General features: G+C 69.6%; 21 protein-coding genes and 1 tRNA gene. 19 read left to right on the forward strand and 3 right to left on the reverse strand.

The genetic code is table 11. From position 1 onward, the window contains the following. Positions 1-294: 294 nt before the first annotated feature. From ACH9EU_RS07225 to ACH9EU_RS07235, 3 genes are read left to right on the forward strand one after another with little or no spacing between them, the layout of a single operon-like run. A complete protein-coding gene (locus ACH9EU_RS07225) occupies positions 295-1,140 on the forward strand; it encodes a heterodisulfide reductase-related iron-sulfur binding cluster (protein WP_396413264.1) in 846 nt (281 codons plus the stop codon). Further along, positions 1,137-2,843 (forward strand): LutB/LldF family L-lactate oxidation iron-sulfur protein, encoded by a 1,707-nt coding sequence (locus tag ACH9EU_RS07230; RefSeq protein ID WP_396413265.1) that lies wholly within the window; start codon positions 1,137-1,139, stop codon positions 2,841-2,843. The genes ACH9EU_RS07225 and ACH9EU_RS07230 overlap by 4 nt, the downstream gene beginning before the upstream one ends. Further along, the gene (locus ACH9EU_RS07235; RefSeq protein ID WP_396413266.1) at positions 2,840-3,481 is read left to right on the forward strand and encodes an LUD domain-containing protein; all 642 of its coding nucleotides are present in this window, start codon (positions 2,840-2,842) and stop codon (positions 3,479-3,481) included. The genes ACH9EU_RS07230 and ACH9EU_RS07235 overlap by 4 nt, the downstream gene beginning before the upstream one ends. Before the next feature lie 62 nt (positions 3,482-3,543). Here the strand turns inward: ACH9EU_RS07235 and ACH9EU_RS07240 are convergent, their stop codons facing one another. Continuing rightward, entirely contained in the window at positions 3,544-4,329 is a 786-nt protein-coding gene (locus ACH9EU_RS07240) for a VOC family protein (protein ID WP_396413267.1), read from the reverse strand. A 423-nt stretch (positions 4,330-4,752) separates the two neighbouring features. Here ACH9EU_RS07240 and ACH9EU_RS07245 point away from each other — a divergent pair, with 423 nt between their 5' ends. From ACH9EU_RS07245 to ACH9EU_RS07290, 10 genes are all read left to right on the forward strand, one after another. Then, positions 4,753-5,439 (forward strand): prepilin peptidase, encoded by a 687-nt coding sequence (locus ACH9EU_RS07245; protein ID WP_396413268.1) that lies wholly within the window; start codon positions 4,753-4,755, stop codon positions 5,437-5,439. 237 nt (positions 5,440-5,676) lie between these two features. Continuing rightward, positions 5,677-5,886: a Flp family type IVb pilin gene (locus tag ACH9EU_RS07250; RefSeq protein ID WP_396413269.1), complete on the forward strand. Its 210-nt coding sequence runs from the start codon at positions 5,677-5,679 to the stop codon at positions 5,884-5,886. Positions 5,887-6,034: 148 nt separating this feature from the next. Next, the gene (locus tag ACH9EU_RS07255; protein WP_396413270.1) at positions 6,035-6,406 is read left to right on the forward strand and encodes a TadE/TadG family type IV pilus assembly protein; all 372 of its coding nucleotides are present in this window, start codon (positions 6,035-6,037) and stop codon (positions 6,404-6,406) included. Further along, complete coding sequence (locus ACH9EU_RS07260) at positions 6,394-7,407, forward strand: pilus assembly protein TadG-related protein (protein ID WP_396413271.1); 1,014 nt, start codon at positions 6,394-6,396, stop codon at positions 7,405-7,407. Before ACH9EU_RS07255 ends, ACH9EU_RS07260 begins: the two co-directional genes overlap by 13 nt. Before the next feature lie 42 nt (positions 7,408-7,449). Then, positions 7,450-8,205, forward strand: coding sequence for an RcpC/CpaB family pilus assembly protein (locus ACH9EU_RS07265; protein WP_396413272.1), 756 nt, complete (start codon positions 7,450-7,452; stop codon positions 8,203-8,205). Continuing rightward, positions 8,202-9,437 (forward strand): AAA family ATPase, encoded by a 1,236-nt coding sequence (locus ACH9EU_RS07270; RefSeq protein ID WP_396413273.1) that lies wholly within the window; start codon positions 8,202-8,204, stop codon positions 9,435-9,437. Before ACH9EU_RS07265 ends, ACH9EU_RS07270 begins: the two co-directional genes overlap by 4 nt. Then, positions 9,434-10,942: an ATPase, T2SS/T4P/T4SS family gene (locus ACH9EU_RS07275; RefSeq protein ID WP_396413274.1), complete on the forward strand. Its 1,509-nt coding sequence runs from the start codon at positions 9,434-9,436 to the stop codon at positions 10,940-10,942. Before ACH9EU_RS07270 ends, ACH9EU_RS07275 begins: the two co-directional genes overlap by 4 nt. Next, the gene (locus ACH9EU_RS07280) at positions 10,942-11,889 is read left to right on the forward strand and encodes a type II secretion system F family protein (RefSeq protein ID WP_396413275.1); all 948 of its coding nucleotides are present in this window, start codon (positions 10,942-10,944) and stop codon (positions 11,887-11,889) included. Before ACH9EU_RS07275 ends, ACH9EU_RS07280 begins: the two co-directional genes overlap by 1 nt. Before the next feature lie 44 nt (positions 11,890-11,933). After that, positions 11,934-12,797, forward strand: coding sequence for a type II secretion system F family protein (locus tag ACH9EU_RS07285; protein WP_396413276.1), 864 nt, complete (start codon positions 11,934-11,936; stop codon positions 12,795-12,797). A 174-nt stretch (positions 12,798-12,971) separates the two neighbouring features. Then, positions 12,972-13,805: a glycosyltransferase 87 family protein gene (locus ACH9EU_RS07290; protein WP_396413277.1), complete on the forward strand. Its 834-nt coding sequence runs from the start codon at positions 12,972-12,974 to the stop codon at positions 13,803-13,805. A gap of 84 nt (positions 13,806-13,889) precedes the next feature. Here ACH9EU_RS07290 and ACH9EU_RS07295 read toward each other — a convergent pair whose 3' ends face one another. After that, positions 13,890-15,926 carry an SGNH hydrolase domain-containing protein gene (locus ACH9EU_RS07295; protein WP_396413278.1) on the reverse strand — a complete coding sequence of 679 codons (2,037 nt, stop codon included), beginning with the start codon at positions 15,924-15,926 and terminating at the stop codon, positions 13,890-13,892. 239 nt (positions 15,927-16,165) lie between these two features. Here ACH9EU_RS07295 and ACH9EU_RS07300 point away from each other — a divergent pair, with 239 nt between their 5' ends. Beyond that, complete coding sequence (locus ACH9EU_RS07300; RefSeq protein WP_396413294.1) at positions 16,166-16,600, forward strand: helix-turn-helix domain-containing protein; 435 nt, start codon at positions 16,166-16,168, stop codon at positions 16,598-16,600. A gap of 186 nt (positions 16,601-16,786) precedes the next feature. On the opposite strand, the gene ACH9EU_RS07305 is transcribed toward ACH9EU_RS07300, so the two are convergent. Then, a tRNA-Pro gene (locus tag ACH9EU_RS07305) sits at positions 16,787-16,863 on the reverse strand. Between the two features lie 218 nt (positions 16,864-17,081). Here ACH9EU_RS07305 and ACH9EU_RS07310 point away from each other — a divergent pair. From ACH9EU_RS07310 to ACH9EU_RS07330, 5 genes are all read left to right on the forward strand, one after another. Continuing rightward, complete coding sequence (locus ACH9EU_RS07310) at positions 17,082-19,787, forward strand: PAS domain S-box protein (protein WP_396413279.1); 2,706 nt, start codon at positions 17,082-17,084, stop codon at positions 19,785-19,787. 36 nt (positions 19,788-19,823) lie between these two features. Beyond that, a complete protein-coding gene (locus ACH9EU_RS07315; RefSeq protein ID WP_396413280.1) occupies positions 19,824-20,207 on the forward strand; it encodes a response regulator in 384 nt (127 codons plus the stop codon). Then, complete coding sequence (locus ACH9EU_RS07320) at positions 20,204-20,593, forward strand: Hpt domain-containing protein (protein WP_396413281.1); 390 nt, start codon at positions 20,204-20,206, stop codon at positions 20,591-20,593. Before ACH9EU_RS07315 ends, ACH9EU_RS07320 begins: the two co-directional genes overlap by 4 nt. A gap of 259 nt (positions 20,594-20,852) precedes the next feature. Continuing rightward, the gene (locus ACH9EU_RS07325; RefSeq protein WP_396413282.1) at positions 20,853-21,020 is read left to right on the forward strand and encodes a PQQ-binding-like beta-propeller repeat protein; all 168 of its coding nucleotides are present in this window, start codon (positions 20,853-20,855) and stop codon (positions 21,018-21,020) included. Between the two features lie 18 nt (positions 21,021-21,038). Then, on the forward strand, positions 21,039-21,614 hold the full coding sequence (locus tag ACH9EU_RS07330; RefSeq protein ID WP_396413283.1) for an outer membrane protein assembly factor BamB family protein: 576 nt from the start codon (positions 21,039-21,041) through the stop codon (positions 21,612-21,614). Positions 21,615-21,628 lie beyond the last annotated feature (14 nt).

Here is a 21,628-nt window from a genome sequence, read left to right on the forward strand (position 1 = left end):
CGGAAGGCCGGTGCGGAGGTCGTCGAGGAGCCGTCGTTCGCGTGCTGCTGTCCTGCGGACCCCCGGTGCTGCGGCCGGAGGAGCGGCGGAACCACGAGCACGTTATGGTCGGACCACAATGGTCTGACCACAAAGAGTACATGACTCACATCACATGCCCAACCCCCGTTGTCGAGCAGGGGGAGGGGTGTGTCCGCCGTCGTTGTGTGACGGGCCTCACCGGTCTACTATGGTCAGACCACAGGCGGCGCCTCGTCGCCGTCGCCCCTCGATCATCCCGTCCCCGGAGGTCCCATGAGAATCGCCTTGTTCGCCACGTGCATCGTGGACGCGATGTACCCGCGGGTCGCGCTGGCCACCGTGCGGGTGCTGGAGCGGCTGGGCCACGAGGTCGTGTTCCCTCCCGGTCAGGGCTGCTGCTCGCAGATGCACGTCAACAGCGGCTACTTCGCCGACGCGGTCCCGGTGGTGCGCAACCACGTGGCGGCGTTCAGCGCGGTGGACCACGACGTCGCCGTGGCGCCCTCGGGCTCCTGCGTGGCCTCCCTGGGCCACCAGCAGCCGATGATCGCCCGCACGGCCGGCGACGAGGGCCTGGCCCGCGACGCCGAGGCCGTCGCCGCCAACACCTACGAGCTCTCCCAGCTGCTGACCGACGTGCTGGGGGTGCGCGACGCGGCGGCCCAACTGGGCTCGTGGTTCCCGCACCGGGTGACCTACCACCCCTCCTGCCACGGGATGCGCCTCCTGCGCCTGGGCGACCGGCAGAAGGACCTGGTGGCCTCCGTGGGAGGCATCGACTTCGTGGAGCTGCCCGACGCCGAGGAGTGCTGCGGCTTCGGTGGGACCTTCTCCTTCAAGAACCCGGACGTCTCCGCGGCCATGGCCGAGGAGAAGATCGGCAACATCGAGGCCACCGGCGCGCAGCTGTGCACCGGCGGGGACGCCTCCTGCCTGATGCACCTGGGCGGGGCCATGGCCCGCCGCGGCACGGCCGCGGCCACCGTGCACTTCGCCGAGATCCTCGCCGCCACCCGCGAGAACCCGCTCGAGGTCTCGGGCCCGGTCGAACTGTCCATCCCGGGGCCGAGGGGGCGCCGCACGGCGTCGCCGTCCCCCGTCGCAGGAGGTGCCCGATGAGCCGGACCGCACTCGGCATGCCCGCCGTCCGCCCCGTGCACGGGCAGGGGAACCTGCACGCGTCCACCGCGTTCCCCGCCGCGGCGAGGGCGGAGCTGGGCAACACGCAGATGCGCGCCAACATCCGCCACGCCACCCACACCATCCGCGGCAAGCGCGCGGCCGTGGTGGGGGAGCTGCCCGACTGGGAGGAGCTGCGCTCCGCCGGCTCCGCGATCAAGGCCCGCGTCATGGCGCGGCTGCCGGAGCTGCTCGAGGAGTTCGAGCGCAACGTCACCGCCCGCGGCGGGACCGTCCACTGGGCGCGCGACGCCGCGGAGGCCAACCGGATCGTCACCGAGCTCGTGCGGACCACCGGGTCGAACGACGTCATCAAGATCAAGTCCATGGCCACCCAGGAGATCGGTCTCGACGCCCACCTCGAGGAGCACGGGATCACCGCCACGGAGACCGACCTGGCCGAGCTGATCGTCCAGCTGGACCACGACAAGCCCTCGCACATCCTGGTCCCGGCCATCCACAAGAACCGGCACGAGATCCGCGACATCTTCCTGAAGGAGATGGCCGGGGCCGACGAGACCCTCACCTCCGAGCCGCGCGACCTCGCCGAGGCCGCCCGCACGCATCTGCGGGAGAAGTTCCTCTCCACCTCCGTGGCCGTCTCCGGGGCGAACTTCGGCGTGGCCGAGACGGGAACGCTGACCGTGGTGGAGTCCGAGGGCAACGGACGCATGTGCCTGACCCTGCCCGAGACCCTGATCACGGTGATGGGGATCGAGAAGATCGTGCCCACCTTCCAGGACCTCGAGGTGTTCCTGCAGCTCCTCCCGCGCTCCTCGACCGGGGAGCGGATGAACCCCTACACCTCGATGTGGACCGGGGTCACCCCCGGCGACGGGCCCCAGGACGTGCACGTGGTGCTGCTCGACAACGGCCGCACGGCGGTCCTCGACGACCCGGCCGGACGCTCGGCCCTGCACTGCATCCGCTGCTCGGCGTGCCTGAACGTCTGCCCCGTCTACGAGCAGACCGGCGGCCACGCCTACGGGTCGACCTACCCGGGGCCGATCGGGGCGATCCTCTCCCCGCAGCTCACCGGCATCGAGTCGGAGCAGAACGCCTCCCTGCCCTACGCGTCCTCCTTGTGCGGGGCCTGCTACGACGTGTGCCCCGTGAAGATCAACATCCCGGAGATCCTCGTGCACCTGCGCGACGAGGACGTGCGCACCCAGCACGGGGAGCGGTCCGACGACGGCGCCGCCGCGGCACCGGCCCGGACCCGTCGCGTGCCGCAGGTCCCGTCCGAGATGGACCTGATGATGAAGGGCGCCTCGTTCGTGATGTCCTCCGGCCGGCGCATGGCCCTGGCGGAGAGGGCCCTGCCCCTGGGCCGGGCCGTGGCCGGCCGGAACCGAGCCATCTCGTGGCTGCCCGGAGCGGCCGGCGGATGGACCGACGAGCGCGACCTCCCCGCCCCGCCCAGGGAGTCCTTCCGCAACTGGTGGGCCAAGCACTCCGGCGAGACCGACCGGCGGGTCGCCCGCGACGGCGGTCCCGCCGCCGGTGGCGCGGCGCCGCCCGGGAGCCAGGACCCTGCCGAGGAGGACGCCCGGGGCGCCCGGGACGACCTCGACGGCGACCACCACCACGACATCCACCACAACGACCACCACGACAGCCACCGTGACGGGGGAGAGCGATGACCGACGCCAGGACCGAGATCCTCCACCGGATCCGCGGCGCCCTGCACGACACCCCTGCGGCGCCGGAGGTCGAACGGACCTACCGGAGGGCCTCGGCCCGGGCCGCCGGGGAGGTCGTCGAGATGCTCGAGGACCGGCTGGTCGACTACAAGGCGGCCGTCCACCACGAGACCGCCGCGTCGCTGCCGGGCCGGATCGCCGCTCTGCTCGGCGACGGTGCCCGCTACGTGGTGCCCTCCGGCCTCGACCGGTCCTGGCTGCCGGAGGACACCGCCGCCCGCAGCGCGATCGTGGACTCTGCCGACCCCCGGACGGCACCGGCCCTCGGGGTGCGCGAGCTCAACGCCGTGGAGGCCGTGGTCACCTCGTCCACGGTCTCCTGCGCCGAGACCGGGACGATCTTCCTCACCGGGCGCCCCGACGAGGGCCGCCGGGCGATCAGCCTGGTCCCCGACCACCACATCTGCGTGGTGCCCGTGGACTCGGTGGTCGAGCTGATCCCCGAGGCCCTGGCCCGGGTCACTCCGACCGCGCCCACCACGATGATCTCCGGGCCCTCGGCGACCTCGGACATCGAGCTCGAGCGCGTCGAGGGCGTGCACGGGCCCCGCCGACTCGACGTCGTGCTCCTTCGCTGAGCCGGTGCGGCGGCCGGCGAGGCCGGNCCGGCCGCCGCCCGACCACCGTCCCGTCCGACGGGCTACACGGTCCCGGACGGGGTCATGACCACGAAGACCTCGCCGTCCGGGCCGGCCACCACGGCCATGCGCCCGTACTCGAAGTCCGAGGGGTCCGCGCTGACCGTTCCGCCGGCCGCCCGGACGCGCTCGACGGCGGCGTCGACGTCGTCGACCTGGAAGGCGACCGACCAGCCGGGCTGGGCGTCGCCGGCCGCGGGGTCGGGGCCGCCGATGCCGCCGGCCGGCTGCTCACCTCCGGGCACGGTGAACAGGGCGTACGGCATGTTCTCCTGCCCGATGTCCTGGTACGTGTAGCCGAAGACCGTCTGGTAGAACTCCTGCGCCGCGCCCGGATCGCGGGTCATCAGGTCGCACCAGGCCACGGTCCCCGGCTCCTCGACCCTGCGGAAGCCGGTGTGCTCGTTCGCCTGCCACATCCCGAACGCCGCCCCGGTGGGGTCGATCCACATCCCCATCGACCCGAACGGGCCGACCTCCATGGGCTCGAACACCTGGGTGGCCCCGGCCTCGACCGCCGTGGCGGCGTCGGCGGCGAGGTCGTCGGTGGCCAGATAGACGGACCACACGTGCGGAGCGGACTCCATGCCCTCCATCGTGGGGGAGAGCCCGGCCACGGTCTCGCCGTCGACGAGGGCATTGCAGTAGCCGCCGTACTCGGCCTGGGACTCGCTGAACGTCCAGCCCAGGACGTCGCGGTAGAACTTCTGGGTGTGCTCCAGGTCGGTGGCCATGAGGTCCACCCAGCACGGGGTGCCGGCGGGCCAGGGTGTCGTACGAGTGGTCATGGGAGGAGTCCTTCCGTGGAGTGCGGGAGCGAACGTGGCGGGGGCTTCGGCCGGCGGGTGGATCCGCCGGGCCGTGGTGCGACCTCCGACACCCCTGATGCTAGGGCTCGCCTCCGACGCATTGCGTGAGGCGCTCGAGCGGATCGCGGCATGGGGTGCTGCCACCGCAGGAATCGATGAGAAAAATTCCACCTGTTCATTTATTTGCATGAATGAATGGCGGCGTCCCACCTCTATCGCCGCCGTGCCAGGAAATTCGCCTCGCCGACCGCCGTTCATTTCCGGGAAAGCCCGGTGACGTGCCGGAATGCCGGTCCGCCCGTTTTCTGGTCTAGCCTCGGTTCCGTACGTCGCCCCCGTTCGGGGGACAGATTCGATCGCCGGGTGTCCTCGGGGCGGCCCGCGAACCGGAGGGGTGAACGCATGGATCCAGTGGTGGGGGAGGCGCCGGTCTGGTTGCTCCTGGCGGCCGGTGCGGCCGGTGCCGTGACGGGGTGGTTCCTGCCCGGGCTCGTCCTGCGGCACAGCCCCGCCGGCGGTGCGGCGCCGTCGCGTCCGGTGCTGACCGCGGCGACGGCCGGACTCTTCCTGCTGGTGGCCGCGGTCCTCGGACTCTCCTGGCAGCTGCCCGCCCATCTCTTCCTGGTGGTCGTGGCGGTCGTGCTCACGGTCATCGACCTGAGGCACCACCTGCTGCCGAACGCCGTGGTGCTGCCCGCCCTCGCGGTCGGCCTCGTGCTCCTGGCCGTGGCCGCGATCGGCGATGGCACCTGGGGCGCCCTCCTGCGAGCCGTGCTGGGCGCCATGGCGCTCTTCGGGCTCTACCTCGTGCTGGCGCTGATCTCGCCCGCGGGCCTGGGCATGGGCGACGTCAAGCTCGCCGCCGTGCTGGGCCTGTTCCTGGCCTACCAGGGCTGGGGTGCGCTGCTGGTGGGCGCGCTGCTGATGTCCGTGATCGGGGCGGTGGTGGGTCTGGCCGTGCTGGCCCTCGGCCGAGGTGGCCGGCGCAGCGACGTGCCGTTCGGTCCCTCGATGCTGGCCGGCGCCCTGGTGGGCGTGCTGTGGGGCGATAGGTTCGCGCGCGAGCTCCTGCTGCCGGGGCTCTACTGACGCGGTTTCGGGGACATACCGAGGTCCATGCAGATAAATGCAGCACCCGACTAGGCATTACGTCGCTGTTTGACGTCCCCCAAAGAGCATGTGTTCGAATGCTTGTAGCTTTGCGCTTGCAACCCGTAATCTGATGACAGGTCGATAGCCCAGGTGCCGAGATCCGAATCAGACGGCATCGTTGAAAGCACAAGACCCATCTCCGCTGGATCTCCTCCATTTTCGTAAGGAAACATCATGCTGCCTCTTCTCGTCACGCTCCAGTACGTCACCGACGGCAAGGACTTCATCGTCGGTCGCCTCTCCCGCGAGGAGAAGGGCGCCACGGCCGTCGAGTACGGCCTGCTCGTCGGCCTGATCGCCGTCGCGATCATCGCCACGCTGATCCTCCTCGGCCCCAAGCTCGACAGCCTCTTCGTCAAGGTCAAGGACGGGCTGCCGGCCTGATCCTGGGGCGACTGCTTCATCGAGCGCCGCGGCTCCCTCTCCGGGGCGCCGCGGCGCTTCGTCGTCCGGAGCACCTCGCAGAGCGGCTGCCGAGCACAGCAAGACCACTCCTGATCCACTGTCGTTGACCTGACCGAAGGATGTGACCATGAGCCGATGGCGCTCGGAACGCGGTGCGGCCGCCGTGGAGTTCGCCCTGGTGCTCCCGATCCTGCTCACGCTGGTGCTGGGCACCATCGAGTTCGGCCGGGCCTACAACGTCCAGATCAGTCTCACGCACGCCGCTCGCGAGACCGTGCGCAGCATGGCGATCAGCAACAACTGGCCGAACGCCGTGAGCCGGGGCCGGGCGGCGGCGCCGTCCCTCGTTCCCGCGGACATGCAGTTCAGCGCGAATCCGACGAACTGCACGCCGGGCACGATGATCCAGGTCACCGTCAAGTACCCGTTGAACACCATCACCGGCATTGCCTCCAGCATGACCCTGAGTGGAAAGGCGGCCATGCGATGCGGCGGCTGATCGAGCACATCGAGCGGTCCTGGACCGCTCACCGGGAGACCGGCGAACGCGGTGCGAGCACGATCCTCGTGGCGATGTCCATGGTCGTCATGCTGGGATTCACCGCCCTGGCCATCGACGTCGGGGCGATGTACCACGAACGTGCCGAGTTGCAGTCCGGGGCCGACGCCGCGGTGCTGGCGGTGGCCCAGGACTGCGGCATGGGCGTCAACTGCACCGGCCCGGCGGCGCATCCCACGGCCCAGCAGTATGCCGAGAAGAACGCCAAGGACGGCGCGGTCAACGTGGCCGAACCGGTGTTCACCGGCAGCACGGTCCGGGTCAACGTCTCGACACGCGCCCAGAGCGGGGCCGGCTCCCTGGCGCTGACGTTCGCGCCGATCCTCGGCGTCAACGAAGCGACCGTGGGTGCGACCTCGGCCGCGCAGGTGATCACACCCAACAAGGGGCCGGCTGTCCTGCCCATCGTCATCTCTCCGTGCGACTTCGACCCCAGCTTGAGCGCTGGACCGCAGGTGCTCAAGCTGCACAGCATCACGGGCAGCAACAAGAACGCCACCGAGTGCGGCAAGAAGAGTGCAACCTCAGGTCTCAACATCCCCGGCGGATTCGGCTTCATCGACACGCCGTCCTCCACCGTGTGCACCACCACCGTCAGCGTCGACCAGACCGCCACCTCCGACCCGGGCAACGATCTCCCCTCGCAGTGCGAGGCTGTGCTGCAGCAGCACGTGGGGAAGACGATTCTGCTGCCGCTCTACAAGGATCTCGGTGCGTCCGGCAACAAGGGGTGGTACAAGATCGACGGGTGGGTGGCCTTCAAGCTCCTCGGCTGGCGCTTCCCGTCCACCTCGTACGCCAACACCACCCACTCCGGCGCGACCTGCTCGAATCCGTGCACCGGCATCATCGGCGAGTTCGAGAAGTTCGCCAGCATCGACAGCGGCTTCACCTCGGGCGGCCCCGACTACGGCGCCTCTGTCGTTACGATGATCGAGTAGCCGGACCCCTCCCCCGCCCCCCAAGATCCGGAAGAACACCCTGTGAAAATTCGTCTCATTGCCGCCGGTGTGATGGCCCTCCTGGCCGTCGTCGGCCTCGTCCTCGTCGTCAACTACGTCAACACTGCGGAGGCGCGTGCCCTGGAGGGGCAGAAGCCCAAAGAGGTGTACCTCGTGACGAAGCAGGTGCCGGAGGGTACCCCGGTCGAGGAACTCGACCAGTACCTCGACGGCCAGGTGGTTCCGGCCGTCACCGTGCCGGAGGACTACGTGTACGACCTGGGCGAGCACGCGGGCAAGGTTGCCGCCGTGACCCTGCAGCCGGGGGAGCAGCTGCTGGCCTCCCGGCTGGTCGAGCCCATCGCACTGGAGGAGCCCGGCACCGTGCCGGTGCCCAAGGGAATGCGCGAGGTCACGTTCACGGCCGGACCCGACCGCGTGGTGGGCGGCCAGCTCAAGGCGGGCGACCGCATCGGCATGATCGTCACCTTCCCGGGGGAGGAGGACGACCCCGCACGTTCCGAGCTCGAATTCCGCGACATGCTGATCACAGCACTGCAGGGTGCGGCGCCGGCGACCGACGCGGCCGCCGCGGAAGGGTCCGCGGAAGGCTCCGAGGGGGCCGGCGCGGAGGCTCCGCCGGTACCGGAGGGGTCCCTGCTCATCACGGTCGCGGTCACCGCAGCCGATGCAGAGAAGGTCGTCTACGCCAACGAGTTCGGATCCGTCTGGCTCACCAAGGAGACCAAGGACTCCGACGGTGCCGCCGACGGCGCCACGATGGAGGACTTCCGATGAGCCGCTTCCTGCTGGTCACGCCGGACACCGCCTACGACCGCCGCTTCCGGGCAGCTGTCGAGGGTCGGCTGCCCGGCGACGTCCAGACGGTGTTCAACGCCGCCCTGCCCGACACGCCCGATGAGCTTCTCGGCAGGTCGATCGGTGAGGTCCCGTCGGTCGTCCTGTTGGGGCCCGGCGTGCCGGTGGACAAGGCCCTGATGCTGGCCGCCGTCTTCGACGTCCAGCGTCCCGAGGTCAGCCTCGTCCTCATCGTCCCGGAGGACCCCTCGGTCGCGCTGGCCGCGCTGCGGGCCGGCTTCCGCGACGTGGTGGACGTACACGCCGACGAGGAGACCCTTCGCGTCGCGCTCACCCGGGCCACTGATGCTGCCGACTCCCGCCGACGGGCGTTGCCCGGCACCGGCCACGCAATAAGCGCCAACGGGGCCTACCCCAATGGGCACTCGTCCTCGCGCCCCGACAGCCGGGTCATCGTGGTCGCCTCGCCCAAGGGCGGTGTCGGCAAGACGACGGTCGCCGCGAACCTCGCAGTGGGGCTGGGCCGGATCGCGCCGATGAACACCATCATCGTGGACCTCGACGTCCAGTTCGGTGACGTGGCCGCCGCACTTCGCCTGAACCCGGAGCACTCTCTCACCGACGCCGTCAACGGTCCCGCGAGCCAGGACGCCCTGGTTCTCAAGACCTTCCTGACCGTCCATCCCGCGTCGATCTATGCCCTCTGCACCCCGTCCAACCCGGTGGAGGGAGACCGGATCACCGGCGAGCAGGTCACCCACCTGCTCGATCAGCTGAGCGGCCAGTTCCAGTACGTCATCGTCGACACCGCGCCCGGGATGGGCGAGCACGCGCTCGCGGCCCTCGAGGCGGCCACCGACGTCGTCTTCGTCACCGGCATGGACGTCCCCGGCGTCCGAGGGATGCGCAAGCAGATGGACCTGCTCAACGAGCTCTCGCTCATCCCCCAGGAGGTGCAGGTCGTGGTCAACGCCGCCGACCGGAGCAACGGACTGTCCGTCCAGGACGTCGAGGCCACCATCAAGCACCACGTCGACCTGGTGGTGCCGCGGTCCAAAATGGCCTCCTACGCCACCAACCGCGGAGAACCGCTGCTGCTCCACTCGCCGAAGGACAAGGCCGCGAAGAAGTTCCGTGAGCTCGTCGCCATGTTCGACCCCAACTACTCGGCGCCCCGAAGGGGCAGCCACCGGAAAGCGGTGGGCGCGTGAAACTCGCAGATCGACTCGCACTCGCCCGTGGCGAGGCCATCGTCGAGTCCGTCACCCACCACTCGCTCCATCCGGACGATGAGCGGGAGGTCGTGGAGGCACAGGGAACCGCAGAGACGGCCGAGGGCCCTGACCTGTCCGCCGAGGAGACGGGGACAGCGGCACCGACTCCGGCAAGGACGGTGTCCTCCCCGGAGACCGCCCGTGCCGCCTCCCCGGTGATGCCCGACGCCCTGGCGGGGCTCAAGCGTCGTGTCAAGGACGAGCTGATGATCCGCATCGGCTCGCGCGGCTCGGATCCGAGTCTTTCCGAGGACGACCTCAAGGCCTTCGCCCGGGAGCAGCTGGCGGACATCGTCAAGGCCGAACAGGTACCGATGTCCACCGAGGAGCGGGATCGGCTGATCCGCCAGATCAGCGACGACGTCCTCGGCTACGGCCCGCTCCAGTCACTGCTGGAGGACGACACCGTCACCGAGATCATGGTCAACGGTCCCGACCAGGTCTTCATCGAGCAGAAGGGCAAGGTCACCCTCTCCGGCTCGACCTTCACCTCCGAGGAGCAGTTGCGCAATGTCATCGAGCGCATTGTCACCCAGGTGGGCCGCCGCATCGACGAGTCCTCACCGCTGGTGGACGCGCGACTGCCCGACGGATCCCGCGTTAACGCCGTCATCCCCCCGCTCGCGGTCAACGGCTCGTCGCTGACCATCCGGAAGTTCGCCGCGGACCCGCTGAAGGTCGACGATCTCATCCGCTTCGGCTCCATCACGCCACAGATGGCCGAGCTCCTGCAGGCGTGCGTCGAGGCGCACCTCAACATCCTCGTCGCCGGCGGAACCGGTACGGGCAAGACGACGATGCTCAACGTCATGTCCTCCTTCATCCCCCACGGGGAACGGATCGTGACCATCGAGGACGCCGTGGAGCTCCAGCTCCAGCAGGAGCACGTCGTGCGCCTGGAGTCACGGCCGGCCAACATCGAGGGGAAGGGCGAGATCTCTATCCGCGACCTCCTGAAGAACTCGCTCCGGATGCGGCCGGACCGCATCGTCGTCGGCGAGTGCCGTGGCGGCGAGGCCCTTGACATGCTCCAGGCCATGAACACCGGCCACGACGGCTCCCTGTCGACCATTCACGCCAACTCGCCGCGCGACGTTATCTCCCGTCTGGAGACCCTGGTCCTGATGGCCGGGATGGACCTGCCGCTCAAGGCGGTCCGTGAACAGATCGCCTCCGCCATCGACGTGGTCGTCCAGCTGTCCCGGCTCCGGGACGGCTCCCGACGCGTCACTCACGTCACCGAGATCCAGGGCATGGAAGGGGAGACAGTCACCCTCCAGGACGCCTTCCTCTTCGACTACTCCGCCGGTGTGGACCCTCGGACGGGACGATTCCTGGGCAAGACGGTCACCACGGGCGTCCGCCCGAAGTTCGTGGACAAGTTCGAGGACTACGGCATCCGGCTCTCGCCATCCGTGTTCACCCCGCCGGCGGGCCGGTGATGGGCGCCCTGATCGCCGGCCTCGGTCTCCTGTTCGCCGCCGGCCTGGTCGGCCTCTTCCTCGTCGCCCGCTCCCGGACACCTCGGCTGCCGATGGACCGCCGGCGCCTGCCGGACCCGGCGAAGGCCTCCAAACCCTCCCAGCTGTCGAGGATCACCGGTATCACCACGGAAGCGATCGCCGATTTCCTGGAGCGACGAGGGTGGACCCGGAAGATCGCGACGGCTCTCGATCTGGCCGGGGTACGTGTCGCCCCGGCGGACTTCCTGGTGCTCGTCGCAGTCGGTGGAGTGGTCGGGGCGCTTTTCGGACTGGTCCTCGGCGGGCCGGTGCTCGCCCTGTTGTTCCTCGGACTCAGCCCACTGGCGGCCAAGTTCGGGCTCGGCTTCCTCGTGGGTCGCCGGCAGAAGGCGTTCGGTGACCAGTTGGACAACACGCTCCAGCTGTTCGCGGGGTCGTTGCGTGCGGGGCACTCCCTGCTCCGGGCGGTGGACGCGGTCGCCAAGGAGTCCGACACTCCGACGTCCGAGGAGCTGGCTCGGGTGGTCAACGAGACCCGCATCGGCCGTGATCTCGACGACGCGATGGAGCTGACCGCCGAACGCATGAACAGCGAGGACTTCTCCTGGGTGGCTCAGGCCATAGGCATCCATCGCGAGGTCGGGGGGGACCTGGCAGAAGTCCTCGATCGCGTCGGAGCTACCATCCGAGAGCGCAACCAGATCAAGCGTCAGGTCTCTGCACTCAGCGCCGAGGGCAAGATGTCCGCGTACATCCTCATGGCCCTGCCCGTGGTGATCGCGGGCTTCCTGACGATCATGGCCCAGGAGTTCATCGTCAAGTTCGTCACCACCGGCATCTGGGGCTACGGGCTGATGTTCGCGGCTCTCGTGATGTTCACGATCGGCGGCATCTGGATGAAGAAGGTCGTCACCTTCCGGTTCTGAGCTCGTCCCGACACGTCACCACTGCCATCACCGAAGGACCTCCGATGTCGTCTCTTCTTCTCGCACTTGCCGCCCTGGCCGGTGCCGCCGCTGCCGCGATCTGGCTGGCCGTCACCACCCGCTGGGGCGGCGACCGCATCGTGCGACAGAACCTCAAGGTAGGCCTAGTGGACTCCGAGGCCGAGCAGATCCGTGCCGCCCCCGAGTTCGGCTGGGCCCGCAAGTTCACCTCCGCCAAGGGCGCGGAGCGTCTCGACCGGCTTCATGCCAAAGCGGGCCGTCCATCGGAGTGGCCGCTGGCCCGGGTGATGGGTTTCAAGGCGATCCTTCTTTTCGCGACCGCCGGCATGGGCCTGCTCCTGGTCCTGCTCAGCCGGTTCGATCCCCTGATCCTCCTGATGTTCGTGGTGCTGGCCCCTGTTGCCTATTTCGTTCCGGACCTGCTGCTCTACTCCAAAGGCATCGAACGGCAGAAGGAGATCGGGCTGGAGCTCCCCGACACCTTGGACCAGATGATGATCGCCGTGGAAGCAGGGCTCGGTTTCGAGTCCGCGATGTCGAGGGCCGGGCAGAACGGGAAGGGTCCGCTGGCCGAGGAACTCACACGTACGCTGCAGGAGATGCGGGTCGGCATACCGCGGCGGCAGGCGTACCTGGCCCTGGAGCAGAGGACCAACGTGCCCGACCTGCGCTCCTTCACGCGAGCGGTCATCCAGGCCGACGCCTATGGCATCTCGATCTCCACGGTGTTGCGCACCCAGGCCGACGAGATGCGCACCAAGCGCCGGCAGCGAGCCGAGGAAACGGCCATGAAGATCCCGGTGAAGGTGCTCATGCCGCTGATGCTGTTCATCCTCCCCGTCCTGTTCATCACCGTGCTCGGACCGGTCGGCCTGAACTTCGTCTAGCCGGGGCCGGACGTCCCATCCGGAGCTGGGAGCCCCGCCGAGGGCGTGGACGGAGGGTCATTACCACAATCCCACCGAAAGGATCAGTTGGTCACCGTGAACCAGCACGATCGACGCGAGGCCACAGCACCCGCGAGCCGGCGAGCCGAGTTCGCAAACAAGTATCCGTTGTTCATGAAGGCAACCGTCCTGGTGCTGTGGTACCTCGCGTTCATGGCCGTGCGGGCCGCCTTCCTGGGCGTGGTGCATGGTTCGATCCTGGGCCAGGATGCCCACGCCTACTGGACGGCTGCGCAGAGTGAGCTGATCTACGACAAGGTGGCAGGGGAGAGGGACGCCTACCTGTACTCGCCGGTCGTCATGCAAGTGATCCGGCCGCTGGCCGTCCTCCCCTGGCCGGCCTTCCTGGCCTTGTGGATCGGCTTGCAGTCCGGCGTGCTCATGTGGTTGCTCAAACCATTGCACTGGAAGTGGGCCGTGCCGCTGTTCCTGTTCTGTGTGCCCGAACTCGTCATCGGCAACGTCCTCGTGCTGCTGGCCGCATCGGTCGTGATCGGGCTGCGCTACCCCGTGGCATGGGCCTTCCCAGCGCTCACGAAGATCACCACCGGTGCCGGCTTCCTGTGGTTCGTGGTCCGAGGGGAGTGGCGCCGGGTGCTGCAGGGGATCGGTGGAATCTCGCTCATCGTGGGCGTGTCCTACCTGTTCGAGCCGGCGTCCTGGCATGCATGGGTCCAGTTCCTGCTCACCAACCGCGGCGGCACGCCCCATGGAGCCGCCGTCTTCGCAGCGCAGATTCTTCTCGCCGTGGTCCTCATCGTCGTCGGCGCACGCAAGGACCAGCCGTGGTTGCTGGCTCCGGCGCTCGTCCTGGGCATGCCCGTGCTCGTGAACTTCGTCTCGTTGACCCTGCTCATGTCGATCCCGCGTCTGCTCGTCCTGGGCGACCAGTTGCGGGGGCAGGGCCCTCACTCGGCGCATCGGGCGAGGGCCAGGATGGAGCGCTGACCCAGCAAGGCCCTGCGCCACCCCGGGGTACGGGGCCGTGCGCGAGCAGCACCCTGGACGTCCGCCCACGTACGCGGTCCGCCGTCACCCGGTCAGGAGTGGTTCGAGATCCCGCATCAGCGGTCTGGAGAGCGTCTCACTGAATGTGGCCGTGAGGTGGTCGCCGTCCCGGTGGGTGAGGAGGTTCCCGATCATCGGCGGGCAGGACGTCGCCCCGCAGAAGTAGTCGGTCAGGTCCAGATGTGCAGCGCCGGCCACATCTGCTGTCGTCCTCTCTGCGGCTGCCAGGTCGGTGCGCAGAGCAGTTGAACGGGGCACACTGCAAGCGTGGGCGTCCTCGAGGTTCGCGGAGAGGCAGATGGCCGGGCTCACGCCCATGTCCGGCACGTCGGCGATGACACCCACGCGGGAGTTCTCGGGAAGGGCTTCGATGGTGGCAGCCAGTCCTGCGGCCCAGCGATCGGTGAAGTCCGTGTCGCCGACCGGCTCGTACTTTGCCGCGAAGTTCGCGAGAAGGACCACATCGGGTCGCTCGGCGTGGAGTCGCTCGACGACCTCGGCGCGCCACTGGCGGCACCGGGATTCGAAGGATCGCTCCAGAGGGGTGGCCGCCTGGGCGGAGGGGCACGTGCCCATGGTGTTCGTGTCCAACCGGATGCGTCCGTCCTCGGCCAGGGCGTGGAGCGCGGGGAACCACGACGCGGCGTGGGAGTCACCGAACAGGACGACGACGGGCGCGTCGGGATTGGTCCCGAACTGGCAACCGCTGGCATCGACGCCGAGAAAGTGGCCGTCGCAACCGTTTTTGTAGACCAGGGCGAGGTCGTCGGCGCTCTCCCGGAGGGACGGGTCGAGGTTCGACGGCACGAACGGCGTGCCCGCGGGAAGGGGCGAGAGCGGCGCCTCGGCGACCGGCCTGCCGGCGTCCAGAGGCACCTGCTGAGCCACCGTGGAGCCGACCGCGGCCAGCGCACAGATCAGCACTGTCACGCTGACACTCGCCAGCAACGTCCGGACGGGCTTCATCGTGACGAGCGGCCGTGCCCTCCGCACCGGGTCTTCCACGAACCGGAAGAGCAGGTAGGCCATGGGAACCGCCAGCAGCCCCAGTGACAGGCGCGACCACAGTGGTAGGGGATGAGCGTAGCCTGCGGCAGCCTGGGGGATGATGAGCAAGGGCCAGTGGACCAGGTACAGGGAGTACGAGACCAGTCCGATGAACTGCAACGGACGGATGCCGAGCACCGGCGCCGGCCCCATGCGGCCGGCGCCTCCCACGAGCACGAGAGCGGTCCCGAGCACCGGGACGGTTGCGTGGTAGCCGGGGAACGGGGTCTCTGAGTCGAAAGTCAGAGCAGCCACCAGTACGCTTGCCAGACCGGCCCAAGCCATGATCCCGGCAGGGATGCCGCCCGGCCATGTTGGCGTTCTCCGCAGGAGGAACGCCACGAGCGCCCCGGTCCCGAGTTCCCAGCCGCGGGTCGGCAAGGAGAAGAACGCCCACGGTTGTGAGACCTGCATCACGAACAGGCACAGGAGGAAGGAGGCTGCCACGAGACACCCTGTCGTCACGTACAACGCCCTCTCCGACCGGCCGAAGAGCCGCCAGCCCAGGACGAGGACGGCTGGCCACAAGAGGTAGAACTGCTCCTCGATGCCCAGTGACCAGTAGTGCTGGAACACGGAGGGGGCGGACTCCGCCAGGTAGTCGGTGCTCAGCAGCCCGGCCAGCACGTTGGGGACGTACGCGGCCGAGGCGACCGCCCATTGGGTCACATCCACGTGCTGCATCGGGGGCATCCAGATGAGTGCCGCCACGACGGTCACCACGATGACGGTGAACGCCGCCGGCAGGATGCGCAGAGCTCGTCGGGCGTAGAAAGAAGACAGCGAGATGCTCCCTTCCGCCTGCAGGGCTTGGAGCAGGTGAGTGGTGATGAGGAAGCCCGAGATGACGAAGAAGACGTCCACGCCTACGTACCCGCCCGAGAGCACGCCAGGTGCAGAGTGGTAGATCACCACCAGCAGGACGGCTACTGCCCGGAGTCCTTGGACGTCGGCGCGGAACCCGCTCTTCTCCCGCAAGGGCAAATGCGCCGCCATGGGGGTGAGAGCGACCATGAGCAGTCCTAGCGCTGGGGGGAGGCGTCCCGATTGCAAATTTGCCACTACCATACCCCGGCAACGGCCGTGGTCCTGAGGCCGGCGTCCAAGCGCATGAAAACACCCCGGGGCTGTGCCCGGGGTGTTTCCGATGTCCTGAGACATCACATGTGCGGAGGATGGGGGTGTCCGGTTTCAGCGGATAGGAAACAGGTGTCTCAGGGCATCGGAAACACCGGTCCTGCCGTGCGGGGGTGGTGAAGAACGAAGCGATCATCCTGGCGGTGGTCACGGGGACGATGTCCCGGGCGGAGGCTGCCCGCAGATTCCAGGTCAGCCGCTCCCGGGTCTCGAAACTGGTGGCCCGCTACCGCGCCGTGGGCGAGGCGGCGTTCACGCCCGGTTCCCGGGCAGCCCACCACCATCCCAACGCGGTCCCGGACCCGGCGGTGGAAGCGATCCTGGCCACCCGCCGGGCCCTGGTGGCAGCCGGTCACGACGCCTGCCAAACGACCCCGGGCCAGCTACCGCAGCCTCACCGCGGCCCTGCCTATGGCCACCCCCCACTGGCGCCCCCACCGGGTGGCGGATCCGCACCGACCGCGTCGACAAGACCGGCCGCGTCACCGTGCGCCTGCACTCGAGACTGCACCACATCGGCATCGGGCGGACCTACGCCCGAACCCCCGTGAAGATGTTCCTCCACGGCTCCCACGTGCTGATCATCGACCCGGCCCCCGGCCACATCCTCCGGGACTTCATCCTCGACCCCACCCGGAACTACCAGCCCCGCTCCCTCGACCAGGACCAGCACCCGGACACGAAAAAACACCCCGGACCACAGGTCCGGGGTGTTTCCGATGTCCTGAGACATCACATGGTCGGGATGACAGGATTTGAACCTGCGACCTCGTCGTCCCGAACGACGCGCGCTACCAAGCTGCGCCACATCCCGTGAAGCATCCGGCGTCCTGCCGGAAACAACTGCTCCATCATAGACATCCGTCCCGGCGCGTGGGAAATCGACCCGCCGAACCCGGCCCGGGCAGGGGATCCGCAGTCCGGCGGCGTGAGCCCCGGGGGCGCTCCCGATCTCGGATCGGAGGTCGGGCCGTCCAAAAAGGATCGCCGCAGACCGGCTCGCGACAATGGATGCTAATGCATACTAAATGAATGGCACTTCCACGACATGTCCCGGCGGCAGGGGCCGTGCAACTGGTCCCCGCCGTGATCGGGGCCGCCGCCGGACGATGGTCACGGCGGCGGCGCCGCGTGCGGCCGGGGCCGGCCGGACGGACCGGCCTGCCGGCGGCAGGTGCCGGGACGGAGCAGCTGGCGTCCATCGCGGAGACGACCTCCGACCTGGCGGTCATCGGCCGTCCGGACGGATCGGTCGCCTGGATGAACGCGGCCTGCCGCTCGATGCTGGGCTTCGGGCCGGAGGAGGACATCGGCGCCTACCGGATCGAAGACCTCTTCACGGCCTCGGAGATGGCGAGGATCTACACCGAGGTCATGCCGGCGCTCGTCCGCGACGGCGACTGGCAGGGGGAGTGGACCATGCTGAGCCGCGACGGGACGAGGATCCCGATGCTCGCGAACCAGCACCTCCACCACGACGACCGGGGCGAACGCTCCTATGTCTCGTGCATCATGCGCGACCTGCGCCCCCAATTCGCAGAGGAGCGCGCCCAGAAGGAGGGCGAACTGCGGCTCGCCGCGGCGGAGGGCGTGGCCGGCCTGGGCAGCTGGCAGTGGGATCCGGAGACGGACGTGGTGATGTGGTCGCCGGGGATGTACCGCCTCCACGGTATGGAGCCCGGCACGGGCGAGGCCACCGTGGGGGCCTGGCTCGACACGGTGCACCCGGACGACCGGCCGCGCGCCGCCCACATCGCCGAGCAGGCCATGGCCAGCGGTGCGGGTGTCGACTTCGTGTACCGGGGGGTCCGCGTGGACGGGAGCACGCTCGTCATCCACGCCCGTGGCGAGATGGTTCCCAACCCGACGGGTTCCGGGAGATCGATGCTCGGCACCTTGCTGGACATCACGGAACGGCACAAAGCCTCGGAGGCCCTCCGGGAGAGCGAGGAGCGCGCCCGCCGGGTCATCGAGACCGCGGGCGACGCCTACATCCAGTGCGGGGCCGACGGACTGATCACCGAGTGGAACGGGCAGGCGGAGGCCACGTTCGGATGGGCCCGCGACGAGGCGCTGGGCCGGTCCCTCCCTTCGCTCGTCCTCGCGCCGGAGGACCGGGCGTCCTTCGAGCAGCAGGTCGGTCTCCGCGAGGACCAGGGTGGCGGGGCGCCGTCCCACGCACGGTTCGAGCTGTCGATGGTCCACCGGTCCGGTCGCGAGATCCAGGCCGAGGTGACGCTCTGGACCGTCCGGGCGGGTGGGGAGGAGGTGTTCAGCTGCTTCGTCCGCGACGTCGGCGATCTCAGGGCCCTCGAGCGCGCGAAGGACGAGTTCGTCTCGGTCGTCGGCCACGAACTGCGCACCCCACTGACGTCCATCCACGGCGTGCTCGGCCTGCTCCGGGCCGGTCTGCTCGGCGAGCTGAACGAACGGGGTCGCCAGATGGTCGACATCGCGGCCCACAACACGGACCGGCTCGTCCGGCTGATCAACGACATCCTGGACATCGAGCGGTTGAACTCGGGAACGGTGACGCTGCAGCGGTCGGCGTGCGACCTCGCCGCGATTGCCGAACGCTCGCTCGACGCCATGCGGCCCATGGCCGCGGAGGCGAGTGTGCGTCTCGAGATCGACGCGCGGCCGAGCCCCGTCCTGGCGGACGCCGACCGCATCGAGCAGACGGTGACGAACCTGCTCAGCAACGCGATCAAGTTCTCCCCTGCCGGGACCACCGTCCGGCTGACGGCCCGCCGGTGCGACGACGAGGTGGAGCTCCGGGTCCGCGACGAGGGACGGGGCATCCCGCCCGAGGACCTCGACCGCGTCTTCGGCCGCTTCCAGCAGGTCGACGGGTCCGACGCGCGGCAGAAGGGCGGCACGGGCCTCGGGCTGGCCATCTGCCGCACCATCGTCGAGCAGCACGGCGGCCGCATCTGGGCGGAGAACGGTTCCGCGGGCGGGGCCGTCCTGGTCGTCAGGCTTCCCGTGGGCGAACCGGCCGGGGATCCGCAGCTTCTCGAGGGCCCCAGGGTGCTGATCTGCGGGCGGGAGGTCGCGGCGCGCGACACCGTCGCAGGCCTGCTCCGGTCGCACGGCTACGAGACCGTCGACGTGGCGTGCGGGGACGAGCTGCTCGAGGCCGCGACCACCCGCCGTCCCGACGTCGTCCTGCTGGACCTGAGGATGCCCGTGACGGACTCCTGGCAGGCCGCCGCGACGTTGCGCGAGCGGGCCGAGACCCGGGACATCCCCGTGGTGGTGCTCGGTCTCCACGGCCAGCACCCCGACGTGGGCGGGAACGTCACGGCCAGCCGTCTCGAGGAGCCGTTCGACGCGGACGCCCTCTTCGACGCCGTCGAGGCCGCGGTCAGCAGCCGCACGGTCGGGCCCACCCTCCTGCTCGTCGAGGACGACGAAGGTCTCGCCCACGTGCTCATGGAGCGATTCCGGCACCTCGGGATCGACGTCCACCACGCGCCGACCGCGAAGCGTGCCCTGGAGAAGTGCGGCTCCGTGGCCCCTGACCTGCTCGTGCTGGACCTCATGCTCCCGGACCGGGACGGATTCTCGGTCGTGGCGGAGCTCNCGACGACCGGCTCCGGGGGATGCCCCTCGTGGTGTACACGGCCCGTGACCTCTCGGCGGAGGACCGGGAACGGCTCCGTCTGGGCCGCACCGAGTTCTTCACGAAGTCGCGGGTCACGCCGGAGGACTTCGAGCGGCACGTGCTCCACCTGATGGCACAGCTCACCGACCCGGCGAAGGAGCGCATCCATGACTGAGTCCCGGCGCATTCTCGTGATCGACGACGACGAGGGCATCCGCGAGGTGGCCCACGCGAGTCTCGAGCTCGTGGGCGGCCACGACGTCACCACGGCGGGCTCCGGAGCGGAAGGGCTGGAGGTGTCCTCCCGGAATCCCCCGGACGTCATCCTGCTCGACGTGATGATGCCCGGTCTGGACGGCCCGGCCACGTTCGCCCGCCTTCGGCAGAACACGGCCACCCGGGACGTGCCGGTGCTCCTGCTCACGGCCAAGGCGCAGGAGACGGACCGGCGCCGGTTCGCCGACCTCGGCGTCGACGGCGTGCTCACCAAGCCGTTCGACCCCCTGTCGCTGCCGGAACAGGTCGCGGAACTCCTGGGCTGGGACCCGTGAGCACGCGGGCTCGGCGGGCCGGGAACGCCGAGGCCCGCGCGGCGCTCGCGCAGATCTGGGCCCGCCACCGCGACGACATTCTGGAGCACGTCGCGGTTCTCGAGGACGCGGTGGCCGCGCTGATGGAGGACGGTCTCTCCGGGGCGGCGCGGCGGGAGGCCGAGCGGCGCGCGCACCGGCTCGCGGGCTCGGCGGGCACGTTCGGGTTCTCCCGGGCCTCGGAGTCGGCGCTCCGGCTGGAGGCCGTCTTCGCCGGCACGGACGCGGTGGCTCCGCACGAGGCGCGGACGGCCGCCGAGGACGTGGCGGCTCTTCGGATCTGCATGGAGGATGCCACGCAACTCTCGGACGGATCTCCGGTTACCGGCACCGACCGGCGGGGTTGATCCTGCCGGGTCGCCACCGGCGCCGCCCGGAGACCCGTATCGGGGCGCAGGACGCCCGACCACCACGGCCCCGGACGCGTCACAATGGACCATGATCCGGAACCGACCCGCCCGCCGCCCGCACCCGAGTACTCGTGCGTGCGTCCTCGGCGCCGCACTGCTGGTGGCCGCCGGCCCCGTCGCGCCGGCCCCGGCCGACGCCCCGGTCGAGTCCCCATAGGAGTGGACCCAGTACCGGCTCACGCCCGAGAAGAACCCCGTGATCAGCACGGACGGCGCGGTGGTCCCCGCCGAGGACGGCTTCCGGCTGCCCGACGAGGTCCGGGCCGGCCCCGTGGTCGTGGGGGACCGCCTGTACGTGGGCACGCACGGCAGCGGGACCCTGCACACCTTCGACCTCGGCACCGGTGAGCAGCTGTGGCAGTAGGAGGTCGCCGGTCACGTCATGCCCACGCCGGCGCTGCACGAGGGCCGGGTCGACGCCGCCGCCGGTGACCGGCACCTGCACGTCGTCGACGCCGCCACCGGGGAGATCCTGTGGGAGGTCCGGCTCGGGGACGGGCCGTTCGTGACCAACAACACGTCGGGAGCGCCCACGATCGCCGACGGCGTGGTCCACGTCGGCAGCCCCAGCACCAAGACCCTCTACGCGCTGGACCTGCGGACGGGAGAGCAGCTGTGGACCCACGACTCCGGCCCCGTCAAGGCCGCGCCGGCCGTGGTGGACGGGCTCGTGGTCTACACGACCACGACGGGGCAGATCGGTGCCGTGGAGGCCGGCTCGGGCGAGCTCGTGCGCGTGCAGGAGCTGTCCACCGACCCGCTGGCCCCCGCCGGACCGGTCATCGTCGACGACGTCCTCCTGGTGCCGGGGCAGGACGGACTCGTCCACACCATGACCCTCGACGAGCTCCGGGGTCCCACGGTGTGGGACGTGGCCGTCCCGCTGCTGCTCGGACTGGTCGTGGCCGGAGCCCTGGGCGCGCTCGCGGCACGGGTGCTGCGCCGCCGCCGGGCGTGAGGGTCCTCCGTTGA

The sequence above is a fragment of the Kocuria rhizosphaerae genome (assembly GCF_044462265.1).
In the GTDB taxonomy this organism is placed as follows: domain Bacteria; phylum Actinomycetota; class Actinomycetes; order Actinomycetales; family Micrococcaceae; genus Kocuria; species Kocuria rhizosphaerae.